This window comes from Tsukamurella hominis (genome assembly GCF_965137015.1).
In the GTDB taxonomy this organism is placed as follows: Bacteria; Actinomycetota; Actinomycetes; order Mycobacteriales; family Mycobacteriaceae; genus Tsukamurella; species Tsukamurella hominis.
The window spans coordinates 82484-100589 of the sequence record NZ_CBCRZG010000016.1 but is presented as its reverse complement, the minus strand read 5'-3'; the positions used below and the strand labels follow the sequence as shown (position 1 = coordinate 100589).

The following is an 18106-nucleotide window of genomic DNA, read 5'->3' as shown; positions in this document are numbered from 1 at the left end:
ATGACACCTATGACGTCAGCCACGATTCCCGGCCTCGAGGGGGATTCGGTCCCCACGAAGCACGCCCAGCTCGTCGAGTGGGTGCGCGAGGTCGCCGAGCTCACGCAGCCCGACCGCGTGGTGTGGGCCGACGGTTCGGACGCCGAATGGGATCGCCTGACCGCCGAGATGGTCGCCGCGGGCACGTTCACCAAGCTGAACGACGCGAAGAAGCCCAACTCCTTCCTCGCACTGTCGGACCCGGCGGACGTGGCGCGCGTGGAGTCGCGCACCTACATCTGTTCGGAGACCAAGGAGGGCGCGGGCCCGACGAACAACTGGGTCCGTCCCGCCGAGATGCGCGCGACGATGACCGACCTCTACCGCGGCTCGATGCAGGGCCGCACCATGTACGTGGTGCCCTTCTGCATGGGCCCGCTGGGCGCCGACGACCCGAAGCTGGGCGTCGAGCTGACCGACAGCCCCTACGTGGTGGTCTCGATGAAGATCATGACCCGCATGGGCACCGCGGTGCTGGAGAAGCTGGGCGACGAGGGCTTCTTCGTCAAGGCCATCCACTCCGTGGGCAAGCCGCTCGCGCCGGGCGAGGCCGACGTGGCGTGGCCCTGCAGCGAGACCAAGTACATCACCCACTTCCCCGAGACCCGCGAGATCTGGTCGTACGGCTCGGGTTACGGCGGCAACGCCCTGCTGGGCAAGAAGTGCTACGCGCTGCGCATCGCCTCGGCCATGGCGCACGACGAGGGCTGGCTCGCCGAGCACATGCTGATCCTCAAGCTGATCTCGCCGGAGGACAAGGTCTACTACATCGCCGCGGCGTTCCCGTCGGCCTGCGGTAAGACCAACCTCGCGATGATCCAGCCGACCCTCCCGGGTTGGCGCGCCGAGACCGTCGGCGACGACATCGCCTGGATGCGCTTCGGCAAGGACGGCCGCCTGTACGCGGTGAACCCCGAGTTCGGCTTCTTCGGCGTCGCCCCCGGCACGTCGATGGACTCGAACCCGAACGCGATGAAGACCATCGACGCCGGCAACACCATCTTCACCAACGTCGCCAAGACCGACGACGGCGACGTCTGGTGGGAGGGCATGTCGGCCGCGCCGCAGCACCTCACCGACTGGCGCGGCGACGACTGGGAGAGCTCCTCCGCCGAGAACGAGGACGGCGTCGTCACCGTCGCCGCGCACCCGAACTCGCGCTACACCACCCCGATGTCGCAGTGCCCGTCGATCGCCCCCGAGTGGGACGACCCGCAGGGCGTGCCGATCTCGGCCATCCTGTTCGGCGGCCGCCGCAAGACGACGGTGCCGCTGGTCACGCAGGCACGCGACTGGAAGCACGGCGTGTTCATGGGCGCGACCGTCGGCTCCGAGCAGACCGCCGCCGCCGAGGGCAAGGTGGGCACCGTCCGCCGCGACCCGATGGCGATGCTGCCATTCCTGGGCTACAACGTGGGCGACTACTTCGACCACTGGCTCAACATCGGCAAGCAGGCCGACGAGTCGAAGCTGCCGGCCGTGTTCTACGTGAACTGGTTCCGCCGCGGCGAGGACAAGCGCTTCCTGTGGCCCGGATTCGGCGAGAACAGCCGCGTGCTCAAGTGGATCGTCGACCGCATCGAGGGCAACGCCGCCGGCAAGGAGACGCCGATCGGCATCGTCGCCACCCCGGAGGAGCTGGACCTCACCGGCCTGGACACCCCGGTCGCGGACGTCGCCGAGGCGCTGGCCGTGAACGTCGACGAGTGGCGCGGCGAGCTGCCGTCGATCGACGAGTGGTTCGAGTTCGTGGGCGACAAGCTGCCCACTGGCCTCAAGGACGAGCTGGACGCGCTCAAGCAGCGCCTGGGCTGATCCCTGACACGTACTGCGCCCCCGCCGGATTTCGGCGGGGGCGCAGTGCTGTCCGGGGACGCCTGTCGGCGGCGCGTCAGGCGCGTGACCAGTCCTGCTGTCGCAGGTCGCGCTTGAGGATCTTCCCCGCGCCGGAGACGGGGAGCGCCTCGACGAACGCGACCGACCGCGGCAGCTTGTAGTTCGCGATGTACTCCCGGGCGAAGCCGCGGAGCTCGTCTCCGGTGACCGCGGCGCCTGCGGCGAGCACGACGACGGCGTGCACCCGCTCGCCCCACTCCTCGTCGGGCACGCCGATCACGGCGACCTGCGCGACGGCGGGGTGCTTGGCGAGCGCGTTCTCCACCTCCACCGAGTAGACGTTCTCGCCGCCGGTGATCACCATGTCCTTGATCCGGTCGGCCACGAAGACGTACCCGTCGTCGTTCATGTAGCCCGCGTCGCCGGTGTGCATCCAGCCGCCGCGCAGCGCGTCCGCGGTCTCGGCCTCCTTGTTCCAGTAGCCCGTCATCAGGTGATCGCCGCGGGCGACGATCTCGCCGACCTCGCCGCGGGGCAGCTCGACGTCGTCGGGACCCACGATCCGCACCTCGGAGTGCACGGCGGGGCGCCCGCAGCTGCGCCGCAGCGCGGGGTCGTCGTGGTCCTCGGCGGTGAGGAGCGTGGCGACGGGCGCCAGTTCGGTCATGCCGTATGCCTGCGTGAGCCGGGCGGCCGGGACCAGGGCGTGCGTCCGCTCGAGCACCGCCTCGGAGATCGGGGAGGCGCCGTACATGATCCGGGTCAGGCTCGACAGGTCGGCCGCGCGGCCCTCGGGGGAGTCGATGAGCAGCTGGATCATGGTGGGCACGAGCAGGGCGTCGGTGACGCGGTGCTCCTCGATCGCGGCGGCGACGCCCGCCGGCGTGAACGACGGGACCATGACGTGGGTGGCCCGGGTCAGGCACCCGATCGTCCACGCGGCGAGGTCGGCGAGGTGGAACATGGGGGCGGCGTGCAGGAGCACGCCGCCGCGGTTGAGCATGCCGGTGGTGACCAGCGAGCCCATCGCCGACGTGAGGCACGCGCGGTGGGAGAGCATCACCCCCTTCGGGGTGCCGGTGGTGCCGCCGGTGTAGAAGATCCCGTACAGGTCGTCGCCGCCGCGCCGGGCGTCCTCGATCGGCGCGGAGGAGGTGATCAGCTCCTCGTAGCCGAGCATGCCGGCGGGGACGGTGCCCTCGCCCGCGTGGATCACGGAGGTCACGTTCGGCGCGAGCGCGCGGAGCTCCGGGACCAGCGGCGCGAAGGCGTCGTCCACCACCAGGACGTTCGTCTCGCAGTCGGCGAGGGAGTAGGCGATCTCGGCGGCGCTCCAGCGCACGTTGACGGGGTTGACCACGCACCCCGCCCAGGGCGTCGCGAGCAGGAACTCGTGGTAGCGGTCGCTGTTGAGCGACAGGATGCCGATCCGGTCCCCCTCGCGAGCGCCGAGGTCGCGGAACGCGCCGGCGAGCCGGGCCACCCGGTCGGCGACCTCGGCGGCCGTCCGGCGGCGGTCGCGGTACACCGTCACGACGTGGTGCGGCACGGCCTGGGCGGTCTGGGACAGCGATTGGGTGATCTGCACTTCAATCCTCCGGGGAGTGAACCACTACCAGTGTGATAGCGACTACAACGGGATTGACTATTGCATGTCAGGGCGGGGTCGTGCAATAAATGTGAATATCCAATCGTACGGAGGTAGAAAATGAGTCGGACATACGTCGCCGGCGTCGGGATGATTCCCTTCGCCACCCCGCGCACCGCGGAGCCCTACGACGTGATGGCGCCCGCCGCGGTCCGTGCCGCCCTCGCCGACGCGGGCGTCGAGCTCGCGGACGTGCAGCAGGCGTACGCCGGGTACGTCTACGGCGATTCGACCAGCGGCCAGCGCGCGCTCTACCGGGTCGGCACGACCGGGATCCCCGTCGTCAACGTGAACAACAACTGCTCGACCGGCTCGTCCGCGCTCTTCCTCGCCCGCCAGGCCGTCGCGTCCGGCGCCGCGGACTGCGTGCTCGCCTTCGGCTTCGAGCAGATGGAGCGCGGCGCGCTCGCCATCAAGTGGCCCGACCGGCCGAGCCCGTTCGTCGACTTCATGGCGATCGCGGAGGAGCGGAACGGCAGGAGTGAAGCGCCGTTCGCCGCGCAGCTGTTCGGCGGCGCGGGCGCGGAGTACGCCGAGCGGTACGGCGTCGCACCGGAGACCTTCGCGAAGGTGGCGGTCAAGGCCCGCGCCCATGCCGCGAACAACCCGTTCGCGGTGTTCCGGGACCCGGTCACCGTCGAGGAGGTGCTGGCCTCTCCGCAGATCTTCGGCCCGCTCACGCGCCTGCAGTGCTGCCCGCCCACCTGTGGGGCCGCCGCCGCGATCATCGTGAGCGAGGAGTTCGCCCGCGCCCGCGGCCTGCGCACGACGGTCGCGATCGCCGCGCAGGCGATGACCACGGACGGCGCCGCGACGTTCGACGGCTCGCTGATGAACCTCGTGGGCGCGGACATGAGCCGCCGCGCCGCTGATCAGGTGTACGAGGCCGCGGGCGTCGACCCGGGAGACGTGCGGGTCGTGGAACTGCACGACTGTTTCACTGCGAACGAGATCCTCTCCTACGAGTCCCTGCGGCTCACCCCGGACGGCACCGCGGAGAAGTTCATCGAGGACGGCGACAACACCTACGGCGGCGCGGTGGTCACCAACCCGTCGGGCGGCCTCCTGTCCAAGGGGCATCCCCTCGGCGCGACGGGTCTGGCCCAGTGCGCGGAGCTGTCCTGGCAGCTGCGCGGTGAGGCCGGCACCCGCCAGGTCGACGGTGCCTCCCTCGCCCTGCAGCACAACATCGGGCTCGGCGGCGCGGCCGTCGTGACGCTGTACGAGCGGGGCGACCGATGAGCATCGACCGCGACGCCGCGCTGGCGCTCGCTCTGCCCGAGTTCTCCGTGGACGTCGAGCGCGGCCGGCTGCGCTTCTTCGCGCAGGCCATTGGCGAGACCGACCCCGTGTTCACCGATCTCGACGCCGCGCGGGCCGCGGGCCACCGCGACCTGCCCGCGCCGCCGACCTTCGTCTTCGGCCTGGCACTCGAGGCACCGGAGCCCTTCGGCTACCTCGGCGCGCTCGGGATCGACCTGCGCCACATCCTGCACGGCGAGCAGCGCTTCGACTACCACTCCGTCGTCTGCGCCGGAGACCGGATCTCCGTGCGGGAGAACATCGTCGACGTCTACGCCAAGAGCGGCGGCGCCCTCGAGTTCCTGGTCAAGCGGTCAGAGTTCCTCCGCGATGGCGCGCCGGTCGCCACCGCCACCTCGACGATCGTCGTCCGTCGCCCGCAGGAGGCCGCCGCGTGAGCGCAACCATCGACGTGGGCACCGAGCTGCCCCCGCTCGCCGTCGGCGAGATCACGCGCACCACGCTCGCCCTGTTCGCGGGAGCGAGCGGCGACCACAACCCCATGCACATCGACCTCGACGTCGCCCGCTCCGCCGGACTCGACGACGTCTTCGCCCACGGCATGCTCGGCATGGCCCACCTGGGTCGATTGCTGACGGGTTGGGCCGGCGTGCAGCGCATCCGCAGCTTCGCGGTGCGGTTCGTCGCCATCACCCCCGTGCACGCCCGGCCCGTCTGCCGGGGCACGGTCGTCGCGGTCGACGATGCCGCCGGCACCGCCACCCTGGACCTCACGGTCACCCTCGCCGACGGCACCTCGACCCTCACGGGCACCGCCGTCGTCGACCTCGCCTGACCCACACCCCAAGGAGTACAACCATGTCCGCACTGAACGGAAAGATCGCCGTCGTCACGGGTTCCGGCCGCGGTATCGGCCGGGAGATCGCCCTCAAGCTCGCCGCCGACGGCGCCGCCGTCGTGGTCAACGATCTCGACGAGGCGCCCGCCGCGCAGACCGTCGCCGATATCGCGGCCGCCGGTGGCCGCGCCGTGGCCTGCGCCGGCAGCGTCACCGAGGAGGGCTTCGCCGAGCGCTTCGTCGGCACGGCCGTCGACGAGCTCGGCGGGCTCGACATCGTCGTCAACAACGCCGGGTACACGTGGGACTCGGTCGTGCAGAAGATGACCGACGAGCAGTGGGACGCGATCCTCGACGTGCACCTCAAGGCCCCGTTCCGAATCCTGCGCGCCGCCCAGCCGGTGATCTCGGGCCTCGTCAAGGCCGCCCGCGCGGAGGGGCGCGCGGTGCCGTGCCGCAAGGTGGTCAACATCTCGTCGATCGCGGGGCTCGGCGGCAACGCGGGGCAGGCCAACTACGCCGCGGCGAAGGCGGGCGTGACGGGACTGACCAAGACACTCGCCAAGGAGTGGGGCCGGTACAACGTCACCGTGAACACCGTCGCCTTCGGGCTCATCACCACGCGCCTGACCGAGGCCCCGGCCGGCGGCGACGGCAGCATCGACGTCGCGGGACGCGAGATCAAGGTGGGCGTCAATCCCCAGCTGCTCGACGCGATGGCGGCCCAGATCCCGCTCGGCCGCGCGGGCACTCCCCGGGAGGCCGCCGGCGCCGTGTACCTGCTGTGCCGGCCGGAGTCCGACTACGTCAGCGCGCAGACTCTGGTGTGCGGAGGCGGGTACATGATCTAGGCGCCCTAGTCTTGGACGCCATGGAGACGACATCGGTGGTGCGCTCGCGTCCGGCCAACCGGCGCGAGCTGATCATCGACGCCGCGGCCGCGGCGTTCGCGGCCCGCGGCTACGAGAACGTCGCGATGAGCACCGTCGCCGAGGCCGTGGGGGTGCGGCCCTCGGCGCTGTACCGGCACTTCGCCAACAAGGAGGCGATGCTCGCGGCGGCCTTCGAGGGCTACGTCCAGGGCCTGCGGGAGGCGCTCGCGGCGGGGTCGGAGGCGGACCGGTTCGGGCCCCTGATCGACCGGACGCTCGCGCACCGGGCGGCGGGCCGGCTCTGGATCCGGGAGGCACGCTACCTCCCGGCGGACGCCGTCGCTGCGGTCCGCGAGTCCCTCCTGGCGGACCTCGATGCAACGGTCGCGGTGGAGGGCGATGCCGGGGCGCGGGCCCGATCGATCGCGGTGCTCGGCGTCCTGCTCAGCACGGCGATGCACGCCACGGAGTCGACCGAGCCGCCGATGCGCTCGCTCCTGTCCGCCTTGGTGTCCCGCGCCGCGACGGGCCCGCTCGCGGCGGATTCGCCGTCCGCCGCCGCGCCGCGCGGCCTCGCCCGGATCGCCAAGCGCGAGCAGATCCTCGCCGCCGCAGTGGAGCTGTTCGCGGCCCGGACCTACGACGGGGTCGCGCTGGAGGACATCGCCGCCGCGGTCGACCTCGCGCCGTCGAGCATCTACAACCATTTCGCCAGCAAGGAGGAGATCCTCTCCTCGGCGCTGCACCGTGCCAACGGTTTCGTCCAGGTGGATCTCGACGAGGTGCTCGCCGCCACCGACGACCCCGGTGTCGCGCTCCACGCGATCGTGGGGCGGTACGCGGGCTTCGCGGTGCGCCACCCCGGGATGACGCAGGCGATCGTCTCCGAGATCGGCGAGCTCGCCGAGCGGGAGAGCGCCGTCCTCATCGAGCCCCAGCGGGCCTACGTCGGCGAGTGGGTCCACCTGTACGGCAGCGTCGACGACGCCGATCCCGCCGCGCGGCGCGTCGCCGTGATGGCGGCGATCACCGCGGTCAACCAGCTCGCGTGCACGCCGGGCGCGCCGCGCGGGGCCGAGAGGGCCGCGCTGGTGACGGCGTACGGGCGCAGGATCCTCGGCGTCGACGGCGTGCAGGACCCCCTTCCACGGGCCTGACGGCGCGGCGCCGGTTCAGAGCCGGCCGCCCCGGCCGTAGCTGCCGAACTCGAGCAGGATGAGCGCGGCCGCGACCCGGGCGACCTGGTGCGGACGCAGCATGACCGCGCGCTCCTGGTCGAAGGAGCGGTACTTGCGCAGGTAGCGGTAGAGCCGCTCGACGTGCAGCAGCGGGTCGAAGGCGTGCACGGCGCGCCGCGCCGCGGCCCGGACCCACGGGTGCCGCAGGGCCGTCGCGTCGTCGGCGAACAGGTCGGGGAAGGGCGCGAAGGCGAGCGAGACGCGCTTGTAGCCGTGGTCGCGCGCCCACGCCACGGTCTCCAGCGTGAGCCGCTCGTCCACCCCGTTGGGCGACCGCCGCGCGCGCAGCGGCAGGTCCAGGGACAGGTCCTCGGGCCCGGCGGGCAGGTACCGGTGCGCGGCGCAGACGGTGCCGTCGGGCGTCCGGGCGAGGGCGAACACCCCGTCGGGCGTGGTGCCGTCGAGCATGCGTCCCAGGATCATCGAGAAGCCGCGGGTGGGGTCGTGCCCCGCGAGGGTCTCCATCCGGCGGACGGCCTGCCGGTCCAGGTCGGCGACGTCGGCCTCCCGCACGATCTCGACGGTGACGCCCGCGTTGCGGGTGCGGGAGACCGCCTGGCGCAGGTTGCGGAACCGTCGGCCGACGAGGTCGAAGGCGCAGGTGTCGACGACGACGTCGCGGCCGATGGGCACGGCCCGCAGGCCGTGCGCCTCCCAGAGCGGGCGGTACGCCTCCCCGGCGCCGAGGACCGCGATCGGCCGGTGCCCGGCACGGCGCACGAACTCCGCGATCGCCGCGGCGCGGGCCTCGGCGGTGAGGCCGACGGGGTCGCCGCTCGCGACCACCACGCCGAGCCGGATCGCGTAGCCCACCACGGCGTCCCCGCCGGGCGCGGCCACGTGCTGCTTCTCGGGCCGGAGCGCGAACGGCGCGAGCGGATCGCCGACCGCCTTGCCGACCAGCTCCGAAACGCTTCGATGAGCGAAGGACATGAACGAATTATGCGCCTGCCCCTGCGATCCCGCGCGCCGGGGGTCAGTCGTCGAGTGGCCGCGGCGGCACCGTCGACGCCCGGACGACGACCTCGGTGCGGATCTGCGCCGGCTCCCCGGGTGGGTCCCCTGCCAGGATCGCGAGCAGCATCGCGACCGTCGCGCGCACCTCGTCCTTCACCGCCCCGGTCATGCAGGTGATCGACGGGGTCGCGGTGCGGGAGTGCTCGGAATCGGACATGGTGGCGACGAGCAGTGCGTCGGGAACGTGGATCCCGCGCTCGGCGAGCGCGGCGACGGTGCCCGCGGCATGCCGGCCCGTCATGCAGACGATCGCGTCGGGCAGGCGGCCGTGCGCGCCGCCGGCCAGGGCGGCGGCGAAGGCGCGGCCCCCGTCGACCCCGGCCCGTTCCGGCACGGTGACGACCACCGGATCGGCGCGGCCGGTCTCGGCGCACCAGCGTCGGAAGGCGTTCTCGCTGTCGATGTTCCACGCGTTCGGGTCGGTGCCGCGGACGAGCAGGATGCGCCGGGCGCCGGCGTCCGCGAGGTGGTCGAGCATCCGCGTCATCCCGGCGTCGTCGTCCGTGGAGACCCAGTCGACCCGGTCGGGGCGGCCCGGGTCGCGCCCGATGGTGACGTAGGACAGGCCGCGCTCGTCGAGTCGCCGGAGCACCGGGTCGTCGTGGTGCGGGTTCACCACGATGTAGCCGTCCATCGAGTAGGCGAGCGGCGGGGCGGCGTGCGTGACGAGGTCGCGGAGCAGCATGACGCCCCTGCCGCGCTCGAGCAGCTCGACGCTGAGCATTCCGGCGATGCGGGAGAAGACGTCCACGCCCTCGGGGTTGTAGTCCTCGAGCGCGTCCAGCGATCGGAAGACCAGGCCGACGGCGCCGAGCCGGGCGCCCTGCAGGCCGCGGGCGATGGCGTCGGCCTGGTAGCCCATCTCCTCCGCGACCTCGACGATCCGCGCCCGCGTCGCCGCCGACAGCGTGCCGGTGCCGTTGAGCGCCTGGGAGACCGCGGCGGTCGAGACGCCGGCGCGGGCCGCCACGTCCCTGATGGTCAAGCCTCGTCGCCGCATCCTCGGAATCCTACGGGCGGAACCCGTTGTATTAAACGTTTAACTTTTCTATGGTCTGGATCACAGTCGCGGCGCCGGGCGCCGCGCATGATCGAGAAGAGGACCGGGTGCAGCTCTACACCGACATCACGACGACCCCGACCGGCGCCGCGGCCGGCCGCGCCAGGGGCGCCCGCTTCGCGCCGCGGATCCGGCGCATCAGCGCGCTCTACGCGGCCCACTTCGCGGAACTCGGGATCGCCCCGGGCGTGGTCGCCGAGGTCGCGGCCGCGAGCCACGACGAGCTGGCGTCCTGGGCCCCGCACCTCGCCGCCGAGGTCGAAGGACTGGCCGCCGGCGCGGAGACGCCCCTCGCCGCGGTCGCCCTCCTCGACGCCCGCACCGAGATCCTCGCCCGCACCGCGCCGTCGCGCGAGGGGGAGTGCTCGACGATGGTGCGGGCCCTCCCCGGCGCGGCGCCCGAGACCCTCCAGACCTGGGACTGGCACGACCACCTCGCGCCCGACGGGCTCCTGCTGGCCGGTGTCGGGAACACCGGCCTGCGGTTCAAGATGTTCACCGAGTTCGGTGTGTCCGGCAAGATCGGCCTCAGCGAGGCCGGTGTCGGCGTCCACTTCAACATCCTCAACCACCGCTCGGACGGGGGCGCCCCGGGCGTGCCGGTGCACGCGGTCGCACGCCGCGTCATCGAGGAGGCGACGAGCGTCGACCACGCCGTCGACCTCGTCCGGAGCGCGCGGGTCAGCGCGTCGACGGTGCTGACCGTCGCCGACCGGCACGGCCGGGCCGCGAGCATCGAGATGTCCCCCGCGGGAACGGCGGTCGTCCGCCCGGGCGAGGACGGCTGGCTGTTCCACACCAACCACTTCCTCGACCCGGAACTGGCGGCGGGCGACACCATCCCGCGCGTGGAATCGTCGACCGACCTGCGGATGGACGACATGACCGGCCGGCGGGCGGACCTGTGCGCCGGCACCGGCCAGGCGCGCGCGAAGGCCCTCGCGGCCGACGGTACGGCGCCCCAGATCATGCGCCCCGACCTGACGCTCCCGCTCGTCGAGCAGTGGAGCACCCTCCTCACCGTCGCCCTGGACCTGGACGCCTTCGCGCTGTCCTACCGGGCCGGAACCCCCCTCGAGGCCGCAGAACTCGGCCTCCTCACCTTCTGATCGGACGTCGACCATGGCAACCCACCAGCTCTCCGCACGCCCGTCCGCGCGGAAGATCTTCACCGTCTCCGGCTTCGGCACCGCGATGGAGTACTACGACTTCTCGATCTACGGGCTCGCCGCGGCGCTCGTCTTCCCGAAGATCTTCTTCCCCGACCTCAGCCCCATGGTGGGGACCCTGGTCTCCTTCCTCACGTTCGGGGCGGGCTTCCTCGCCCGGCCCCTCGGCGGCCTCGTGATCGGCCACTTCGGCGACAAGGTCGGACGCCGGCCGATGCTCATCCTGACCCTGCTCGTGATGGGCCTGTCGACCTTCGTCCTGGGCTGCCTGCCGACGGCGGACAGCGTCGGGATGCTCGCCCCGGTGCTGCTCGTGCTCGTGCGCATCGTCCAGGGCTTCGCCGCGGGCGGCGAGTGGGGCGGTGCGGCCCTGATCGGGATCGAGAGCGCGCCCGACGACCGGCGCGGCCTCTGGGGCAGCTTCACCAGCGTGGGGATCGGGACGGTGCTCGGCATCGCCGTGTTCACTCTGGTCAGCGGGCTTTCCGGGGACGCGATCTCCGGGGCCGGGCTGGCCGGTGGTGCCTGGCGGATCCCGTTCCTGCTCGGCGGCGTGCTCGTGGTCTTCGGCCTCGTGATGCGGTTGCGTGCCCCGCAGGAGCCGGCGCCCCATCCCGGCGAAGACCGGAAGGCGCAGCCGCTGCCCATCTTCACCGTGCTGCGCCGGTTCCCCGCGGTAGTGCTGTGCGCGGTGGGCATCTCCTTCGGGTACATCACGCTGGCCTACGTGACCTCGGTGTTCATGCTCACCTACATGACCGAGATCGGCTACGGCGACACCGACAACCTCCTGATCAGCCTGGCAGGCGCGATCGCCCTGATCCCCGGGGCGGCGTTCTTCGCGCTGCTGTCGGACCGGATCGGCCGCAAGAAGGTGATGATCGGGGGAGCGGGCCTCATTCTGGCCGTCTACGTCGCGTACTTCGCGATCGTTCCGCTGCACCACCTGGCCGCGACCTACGCGATCAGCGTCGTATCCGGGTTCGTGGTCGGCGCTGCCCAGGGGCCGATCCCGGCGTTCCTCGGCGAGCAGTTCCCGCGGGAGGTCCGCTACACCGCCATCTCGGCCACCTACCAGGTGGGATCCGCGATCGGCGGCGCGACCGCCGCCGGTACCGCCACGTGGCTGCTGATCGCCTTCGACGGTCACTGGATCGGCGTCGTCGGATACCTCGCTCTCGTCCTGGGCGTGCTCGCGTTCTGCTCGTCCCGCCTTCGCGAGACCGCGTTCGAGCCGCTGCCCGAGAACCGGGACGCCGAGGGCTCGCAGTCGGCCGACGCGGACGCGACCGCGCGACCGTGAGCCGGCGTCCCGGCCGGCGGGTCCGGGGCGTCGCCGATTCGATGGGGCCGCAACGCGGTTCGCGCACCGGTCCGCCGGGGACGCAACGTCGAGACACCGAGTGGCCCGGTGTCGCACGCGCGGCGACGCGATGGTGATGGCAAAACGTACGGTGTACTGATTGGGCGGAGAATGATTGCCACAATGGTCGCCACGCGCCGTTGCGGCGTGCTGACGGGCGCGATTGGCAGGTGTGATCGGAAAAGTTATCACCGCGAAACACCCGGTTCTTCACGTTGGGGAAGAGAGTTGTCGAAGTCGCTTTCCGCGCATTGTGGTCGCGTTCACATCGTGTTGTTTTCGTTACCCGTGTTTCCTGGAATCCGCTCGCCCGGTCGTGTTTGCTCAGAGGTGGGTCGAATCGGTAGCCATAGCAACCACCTCTGAAATCTTTTTCACTCCAATGCTTCTCATCCGTGTGTCGCGGCCGTGCCGCAGGCGCACGGTGATCGGTGCTGCGCTGTGGACGCCGGATCGCCCGCCCGAAGGAATGGTCGTGCGCGATGGGAGAAGGAGAATTCATGTCCAGGTATCAGGGGCGGCACCGTAAGAACACCGGGACGGCCGCATCGGTGACGCGGATGACCGCATCGGCGGCCGCCGCCGTCGCGGTGGGTTCGATCTGGCTCGGCGCGGGCGCCGCTCACGCGGGTGGCGACCCGTCGAAGCCGCCCGCCCCCGTGCAACCGGCGGGTCCGGGCAAGCCCGGCGCCCCCGCGAAGCCCGCGGGCGCGGCGAAACCGGGCGGTCCGGCATCGACAACCGGGACGGCGGGCACGGCGAAACCCGGTGCGCCGGGGAGTGCCCCGGGTGCGGTCGCCCCCGGGGGCCCGGCTAAGCCCGCGGGGCCTGCTGCGAGCGCGCCTGCGGCCGCGGGCGGGCAAGGCTCCAGCGGCGCCGGAGCCGGCTCCGGTGCGGGCGGGAACGGTGCGGGCGCTGCAGCTCCCGGCGCCTCGGGCCGCACGAGTGGCGCGGGCGGCGGCGGTGCGCAGGCCGCCACGGCCCAGGGTGGCGGCACCCAGGGCGCCGCGGGGCAGCCCGTCGGCGCGGCCCAGCAGGGCGGCGGATCGGGTGCCGGCGGTACCGGCGCGAACACGGGACCAGGCGGCGGCACGGGCAGCACTGCCCCGCAGGGCGTGGCACCGCAGGGCACCGCTCCGCAGGGCGCGGCCCCGCAGGCGCCCTCCGCCGCGAGTGGGGGCCGTGCGGTCCCCGCCGCCACCGGCGGAGCGGGCGCCTCGGACGCCTCCGGCGGCGCGGGCTCGGGCGCGACGGGAGTCGGCTCACTCGACGCGGATTCGACCGCCCAGGTCGCGGGCTCGGGCGCGACTGGGAGTGCGTCGTCGGCCGGCTCGGAGCGCGACACCGCCGCGTCGCTCGCGGGGACCGGATCCACCGGCGCGAGCGCCGAGGGCACCACCGGCACCGCCGGCGGAGTGACGTCGACCGGGTCGGGCGGGTCCGCATCCACCGGGACGAGCGGCGCGGGCGGATCGAGCGCGGGCGGCGGGGCTTCGTCCGCGGACGCGGGTGTCTCGGCCTCCGTCCCGGGCGCGTCCACCTCGTCGGGCTCGGACTCCGGCGGCGGACTGCTCAGCGGCGTCCTCGACGCGATCCCCCTGCTCTAGCGGCGAGCGCCGCGTCCCCGAATCGGGGCGCGGCGCGACGTCGGGCGAGGGCCCTCAGTCGGGCGGCGACCAACGCTGCGCGCTGCGGAAGACCCGGTCCATCATCCGGTTCGGGGCGGCACGCATCGCCAGGTCGCGCCCGCGGGCGAGGAGCGGCGTGGGCGCCTGCAGCGCGGCGCCCAGCAGGTGCGCCTGCCGCGCGATGGACTGCGTGCGCGGCCTGCGGGCCTTGTCGTAGGCGGCGAGCTTGGTCGGGATGTCGCGGGGATCGTGATCGCGCGCGATCGGCCGGAGCAGCGAGACCAGCACGGCCGCGTCCTCCAGCGCCAGGTTCGCCCCCTGCCCCAGGGTGGGCGGCATGGCGTGCGCCGCGTCGCCGACCAGCGCCGCCGGGCCCCGCGCGTAGGTGCGCAGCGGGTGCGCGAGCCGCTCGATGGGCTGGTAGCCGATGCGCTCCGGGGCGGTCGCGGCGAGCAGATCGGGGATCGGGTCGTGCCAATCCCGGTAGCGCTCGAGGAGCTCACCGGGCTCGGGCAGGTCGTCGTCGGCGGCCGGGCGCACCGCGAACCAGTAGACGCGGCCGTCGGCGAGCGGGACGTAGCCGAATCGCTCGCCCCGGCCGAAGCTCTCCCCGCTGTCGGTCAGCGTGACGGGGCCGTCGGTGATGCCGCGCCACGCTCCGTAGCCGCAGTAGGCCGCGCCCGGGTCGCCCGCGTGGCTGCCGCGGACCCGGCTGCGGATGCCGTCGGCCCCGATCAGGACGTGCCAGTCCTCGAGCAGCCCGCTGGGCCCCAGGTCCAGCGTGCCGCGACTCAGGCCCTCCACCCGGATCCCGGGCCGGACGGTGTCGGGGGCCAGGTCCCGGAGCAGGGCCTTGTGCAGGTCGGTGCGGTCCACCACCCGAAGCTCGGCGAGGGTGGCGGGCGAGAAGAGGCTGAGCCGGGTGCCGTCCGCGCGGCGGGTGCCGTACGGGACGGACGGCGGACCGTCGGCCACGACGGCCCGCACCCGCTCCTCCAGCCCGAGCGAGCGGAGCGCCGCGAAACCGTTGGAGAGCAATGAGAGTCCGGAGCCGCGGGGCAGGAAACGGGCGGCCTGCTCCAGGACGATCACCTCGGCGCCGGCGCGCTGCAGGCCGGAGGCCACCGCCAGCCCGCCGATCCCGGCGCCGACGACGGCGACGCGCAGTGAGTTCGTCCTCCACATGCCCTCGACGCTAGTGCCGAACGAGCGCCGTGTCACCGAGGCGGGCGCCACGTGACACGTCGTGTTGTCACAGGGCTGTGCTGGGTTTGGGATCGCACCCTACCTGTGGTTATCCTTGTGCGTCCCTCCACCGCTGAACGAGGGCAGAGCCCTCGAGGAGTGACCGTGGCCGTCGCCGACGAATGGGAACTGTGGTTCCCTGATGCTTACGAGATCGGCGCGGAGACGGTGCGGTCGTTCGCCCGCGCGACCCGCAGCTGGGACGTGCCCTACGCGGTCAGTCGCCGCCTTCCGGACGACGTGGCCGTACCGGCGACCATGCTCGGCGCCCCCATGCTGCAGGCCGCGTCCGGGGTGGTCGGGAAGGCGATCCCTGGCTGCAACCTGGCGGCGATCCTGCACGCCGGCCAGGCCTTCACCTACCTGCGCCCGCTGCACGTGGGCGACGTTCTCAGCCTGGGGGTGCGGTTGGCGTCGCACATCGTGAAGGCGGACACCGACATGATCGTCGTCGAGTGCATGGTCTACGCGGGCGACGAGCCGTCGCTCGGCGGGGAGATCTTCCTGGTCCACAGCCAGCGCGAGACCGGCATCGACCTCGAGGCCGCAGACCGGCTCGCCGACGAGGTCATGATGACCGGCACCGGGCCCTCGGACAGCGACGCCTACGCCGCGAACGTCGCCGCGTCCCGGTAGCGACGGCCGGATCAGACCGAAGCGCCGAGCACCCCGTCGAGCGCCCGCGCCATATCGGCCGCCTCGATCCGCATGAGCATCGCCTCGTCGACGCCGGCCAGATCCAGGCCCGAGTCGGCGAGCCGTAACTCCCGCTCCTCTTCGGCGGCCTCGATGACGTTCCGCACGAAGCGCCCGTTGCCCAGGCGGTCCAGCCGGTCGGCGACGCCGGCGCAGCAGGTCTCCAGCACCTCGGCGGCCCCGCCCGTGAGCAGCGCGTCGCGCGAGCGGGCCATCGCGGCGCCGATCTCGGCGAGCTCGCCCGGGCTGTACCCGGGGAACCGGATGCGGCGCGCGAACCGTGAGGCGAGGCCCTCGTTCGAGCCGAGGAAGCGGTCGATCTCGGCGTCGTAGCCCGCCACGATCACGACGAGGCGATCGCGGTCGTTCTCCATCCGCGCCAGCAGGGTGTCGATCGCCTCCTGCCCGAAGGCGTCGCCGCCCGTGAGGCCCTCCTGCACCAGCGTGTAGGCCTCGTCGATGAACAGCACCCCGTCGAGCGCGGAGTCGATCACCGCGGAGGTCTTCTGCGCGGTGGCGCCGAGGTACTGGCCGACGAGATCGCGGCGCGAGCACTCGATCACGGTGTCGGTCGCCAGCAGACCGAGGCCGCGGTACATCCGCGCGACGATGCGCGCCACCGTCGTCTTGCCCGTGCCGGGCGGGCCGGTGAACGCGAGGTGCAGCGAGCGGCTCCCGCTCGACAGTCCGCGGTCGGCGCGGACCCGCGCCAGCTGCATCGTCGTGCGCAGGCGGGTGACCTGCTCCTTCACCTCGTGCAGCCCCACCTGCCGCTCCAGCTCGTCGGCGGCCGCGGCCAGCAGCGCGTCGCCCGCGTCGCCGTCATCCTCCGCGGCCGGTCCGGGGGTCTCCGGCGCGTCGAGTACCAGGCGGTGGCCCGGGTCGCGCAGCGCCGCCTCCGCGGGCGGGTACGACGGTGCCGCCCGCTCCAGCAGCTCGCGGGCGCGCTCCTCCTCGCCCTGCTCGCGCAGGACGAGGGCGTGGCAGTAGCGGGCCGCGGCCGCCGCGCCGGGCACCGGCCCCTCGGCGGCGGCGGTCAGGAGCCGCGCGGCCTCGCCGAACCGGCCCAGCTGCGCCGCCGCGGAGCCCGCGATCGTCGCCGCCGCGGCCGCGAGGACCGCGTCGTCCCAGTCCCCGTGCCCGTCGAGCGCGGTCAGGGCGTCCGGCCACCGTCGGGACCGTACGGCGACCACCGCGCGCTGATACCGCGCGACGGGGCACGACGGCGCGGCGTCGAGGACGCGCTCGGCCTCCTCGGGCGCACCGTCGGCCAGCAGGCGCGCGGCGTAGGCGACGTGCGCGGTGGCGGCGTCCCGCAGCGGGTAGTCGACGTAGAGCCCGGTGGCGAAGGTGCCGGTCAGCGCGCCCGGCGGCAGCCCGACCCGGCGGGCGGCGGCCCCGATCGCGTCGGCGGTGCGGTGCAGTGCGGCGAGCACCTCGGCGGTGTTCTCCCCGGCGGCGGCGCGGCCCAGCCAGGCGTCGGCCATGCCCGGATCGGCGGTGGTGGCCGCCTCGAAGGCGCGGCGTGCGAGCGCGGCGTCGCGCGGCATCGCCTCGAACTCGCCGATCCCGATGCCCAGAGCGGCGATCCCCGCCTGGAATGCGCGGAGCGCAGATGTGCCCATGTGGTCCCCCCAGACCCCGATGTTGCGATCACCCTAGCGAGGCGGAGCGCGGCGCGGGCGGGTTCGGGGAAGGCCGCCGGGTCAGCGGGCCAGTTCGGCGATCGCGCGGATCTCAGCCAGGTCGGGGCCGTACTCGGGCGACGACCAGAAGCGCAGGCGCCAGCGATCGTCGCCCTCGCCGGCGTGCCGCGCGGCGGCCTCGACCTCGTAGTAGCCGCGCGCCATGGGGAACTCCAGCACCTCGCCGGGTCCGTCCGCGGTGGGAGAGAACCACTCGACCGAGCCCGACGTGTCGACGCACAGCTGGGTGCGCAGCACGGTGTCCCAGTCACCGTCCTCCGGCGGCACGGCGTCCCAGTGCTCGAGCTCGACGGGCATCGCCGCCTGCGTCCGCGACGGCGACGCGAAGCCGGCGGTGGCACGGTTGGTCGCGGCGCCGTGCACCGTCACGGCGGCCAGCAGGTCGTCGGGCACGCGGTGCCCGAAGCAGCTGCCGAAGAACTTCCCGTCGCGCAGGTCGAGCACGCCGGAGAGCTGCGTGAGGATCCGAGGTTCGAGGCGCATCGGTC

The 18106-nt window shown here is 73.0% G+C and carries 16 protein-coding genes; 10 read left to right on the top strand and 6 right to left on the bottom strand.

Annotated features, from left to right (window positions below):
* The first annotated feature begins 9 nt into the window (after positions 1-9).
* A complete protein-coding gene (locus ACM9LD_RS18530; protein ID WP_415678030.1) occupies positions 10-1854 on the top strand; it encodes a phosphoenolpyruvate carboxykinase (GTP) in 1845 nt (614 codons plus the stop codon).
* A 76-nt stretch (positions 1855-1930) separates the two neighbouring features.
* Here the strand turns inward: ACM9LD_RS18530 and ACM9LD_RS18525 are convergent, their stop codons facing one another.
* Positions 1931-3463, bottom strand: coding sequence for a long-chain-fatty-acid--CoA ligase (locus ACM9LD_RS18525; RefSeq protein WP_415678029.1), 1533 nt, complete (start codon positions 3461-3463; stop codon positions 1931-1933).
* A gap of 120 nt (positions 3464-3583) precedes the next feature.
* Between ACM9LD_RS18525 and ACM9LD_RS18520 the strand changes: the two genes are divergently transcribed.
* From ACM9LD_RS18520 to ACM9LD_RS18500, 5 genes are read left to right on the top strand one after another with little or no spacing between them, the layout of a single operon-like run.
* A complete protein-coding gene (locus ACM9LD_RS18520; RefSeq protein WP_415678028.1) occupies positions 3584-4765 on the top strand; it encodes a lipid-transfer protein in 1182 nt (393 codons plus the stop codon).
* Positions 4762-5223, top strand: coding sequence for a MaoC family dehydratase N-terminal domain-containing protein (locus ACM9LD_RS18515; protein WP_415678027.1), 462 nt, complete (start codon positions 4762-4764; stop codon positions 5221-5223). The genes ACM9LD_RS18520 and ACM9LD_RS18515 overlap by 4 nt, the downstream gene beginning before the upstream one ends.
* An 8-nt stretch (positions 5224-5231) precedes the next feature.
* Complete coding sequence (locus ACM9LD_RS18510) at positions 5232-5621, top strand: MaoC/PaaZ C-terminal domain-containing protein (protein ID WP_415678047.1); 390 nt, start codon at positions 5232-5234, stop codon at positions 5619-5621.
* 23 nt (positions 5622-5644) lie between these two features.
* On the top strand, positions 5645-6475 hold the full coding sequence (locus ACM9LD_RS18505) for an SDR family NAD(P)-dependent oxidoreductase (protein WP_415678026.1): 831 nt from the start codon (positions 5645-5647) through the stop codon (positions 6473-6475).
* A 20-nt stretch (positions 6476-6495) separates the two neighbouring features.
* On the top strand, positions 6496-7653 hold the full coding sequence (locus ACM9LD_RS18500; RefSeq protein ID WP_415678025.1) for a TetR/AcrR family transcriptional regulator: 1158 nt from the start codon (positions 6496-6498) through the stop codon (positions 7651-7653).
* Between the two features lie 15 nt (positions 7654-7668).
* Here the strand turns inward: ACM9LD_RS18500 and ACM9LD_RS18495 are convergent, their stop codons facing one another.
* Entirely contained in the window at positions 7669-8667 is a 999-nt protein-coding gene (locus ACM9LD_RS18495) for a phosphatidylglycerol lysyltransferase domain-containing protein (RefSeq protein WP_415678024.1), read from the bottom strand.
* Between the two features lie 43 nt (positions 8668-8710).
* The gene (locus ACM9LD_RS18490; protein ID WP_415678023.1) at positions 8711-9736 is read right to left on the bottom strand and encodes a LacI family DNA-binding transcriptional regulator; all 1026 of its coding nucleotides are present in this window, start codon (positions 9734-9736) and stop codon (positions 8711-8713) included.
* A gap of 65 nt (positions 9737-9801) precedes the next feature.
* Here ACM9LD_RS18490 and ACM9LD_RS18485 point away from each other — a divergent pair, with 65 nt between their 5' ends.
* The 3 genes from ACM9LD_RS18485 to ACM9LD_RS18475 all read left to right on the top strand — a co-directional run bounded on the left by ACM9LD_RS18485 (position 9802) and on the right by ACM9LD_RS18475 (position 13950).
* The gene (locus ACM9LD_RS18485; RefSeq protein ID WP_415678022.1) at positions 9802-10920 is read left to right on the top strand and encodes a C45 family autoproteolytic acyltransferase/hydolase; all 1119 of its coding nucleotides are present in this window, start codon (positions 9802-9804) and stop codon (positions 10918-10920) included.
* 13 nt (positions 10921-10933) lie between these two features.
* Positions 10934-12283 (top strand): MFS transporter, encoded by a 1350-nt coding sequence (locus tag ACM9LD_RS18480; RefSeq protein ID WP_415678021.1) that lies wholly within the window; start codon positions 10934-10936, stop codon positions 12281-12283.
* Between the two features lie 560 nt (positions 12284-12843).
* Positions 12844-13950 carry a hypothetical protein gene (locus ACM9LD_RS18475; RefSeq protein ID WP_415678020.1) on the top strand — a complete coding sequence of 369 codons (1107 nt, stop codon included), beginning with the start codon at positions 12844-12846 and terminating at the stop codon, positions 13948-13950.
* A 54-nt stretch (positions 13951-14004) separates the two neighbouring features.
* Here ACM9LD_RS18475 and ACM9LD_RS18470 read toward each other — a convergent pair whose 3' ends face one another.
* Positions 14005-15156 carry an FAD-dependent monooxygenase gene (locus ACM9LD_RS18470; protein ID WP_415678019.1) on the bottom strand — a complete coding sequence of 384 codons (1152 nt, stop codon included), beginning with the start codon at positions 15154-15156 and terminating at the stop codon, positions 14005-14007.
* A 165-nt stretch (positions 15157-15321) separates the two neighbouring features.
* Between ACM9LD_RS18470 and ACM9LD_RS18465 the strand changes: the two genes are divergently transcribed.
* Positions 15322-15852: an FAS1-like dehydratase domain-containing protein gene (locus tag ACM9LD_RS18465; RefSeq protein ID WP_415678018.1), complete on the top strand. Its 531-nt coding sequence runs from the start codon at positions 15322-15324 to the stop codon at positions 15850-15852.
* Between the two features lie 11 nt (positions 15853-15863).
* Here ACM9LD_RS18465 and eccA read toward each other — a convergent pair whose 3' ends face one another.
* Together eccA and ACM9LD_RS18455 are read right to left on the bottom strand one after the other, a co-directional pair.
* The gene (gene eccA, locus ACM9LD_RS18460; RefSeq protein ID WP_415678017.1) at positions 15864-17537 is read right to left on the bottom strand and encodes a type VII secretion AAA-ATPase EccA; all 1674 of its coding nucleotides are present in this window, start codon (positions 17535-17537) and stop codon (positions 15864-15866) included.
* An 81-nt stretch (positions 17538-17618) separates the two neighbouring features.
* On the bottom strand, positions 17619-18101 hold the full coding sequence (locus tag ACM9LD_RS18455; protein WP_415678016.1) for a hypothetical protein: 483 nt from the start codon (positions 18099-18101) through the stop codon (positions 17619-17621).
* Positions 18102-18106: the final 5 nt, after the last annotated feature.

Bases quoted from the DNA above. Each gene is read 5' to 3' on its own strand.
- ACM9LD_RS18480 (WP_415678021.1), top strand. From the start codon at position 10,934: ATGGCAACCCACCAGCTCTCCGCACGCCCGTCCGCGCGGAAGATCTTC.
- ACM9LD_RS18505 (WP_415678026.1), top strand. From the start codon at position 5,645: ATGTCCGCACTGAACGGAAAGATCGCCGTCGTCACGGGTTCCGGCCGC.
- ACM9LD_RS18475 (WP_415678020.1), top strand. From the start codon at position 12,844: ATGTCCAGGTATCAGGGGCGGCACCGTAAGAACACCGGGACGGCCGCA.
- ACM9LD_RS18495 (WP_415678024.1), bottom strand. From the start codon at position 8,667: ATGTCCTTCGCTCATCGAAGCGTTTCGGAGCTGGTCGGCAAGGCGGTC.
- ACM9LD_RS18500 (WP_415678025.1), top strand. From the start codon at position 6,496: ATGGAGACGACATCGGTGGTGCGCTCGCGTCCGGCCAACCGGCGCGAG.
- ACM9LD_RS18470 (WP_415678019.1), bottom strand. From the start codon at position 15,156: ATGTGGAGGACGAACTCACTGCGCGTCGCCGTCGTCGGCGCCGGGATC.
- eccA (WP_415678017.1), bottom strand. From the start codon at position 17,537: ATGGGCACATCTGCGCTCCGCGCATTCCAGGCGGGGATCGCCGCTCTG.
- ACM9LD_RS18455 (WP_415678016.1), bottom strand. From the start codon at position 18,101: ATGCGCCTCGAACCTCGGATCCTCACGCAGCTCTCCGGCGTGCTCGAC.
- ACM9LD_RS18485 (WP_415678022.1), top strand. From the start codon at position 9,802: ATGGTCTGGATCACAGTCGCGGCGCCGGGCGCCGCGCATGATCGAGAA.
- ACM9LD_RS18530 (WP_415678030.1), top strand. From the start codon at position 10: ATGACGTCAGCCACGATTCCCGGCCTCGAGGGGGATTCGGTCCCCACG.
- ACM9LD_RS18515 (WP_415678027.1), top strand. From the start codon at position 4,762: ATGAGCATCGACCGCGACGCCGCGCTGGCGCTCGCTCTGCCCGAGTTC.
- ACM9LD_RS18520 (WP_415678028.1), top strand. From the start codon at position 3,584: ATGAGTCGGACATACGTCGCCGGCGTCGGGATGATTCCCTTCGCCACC.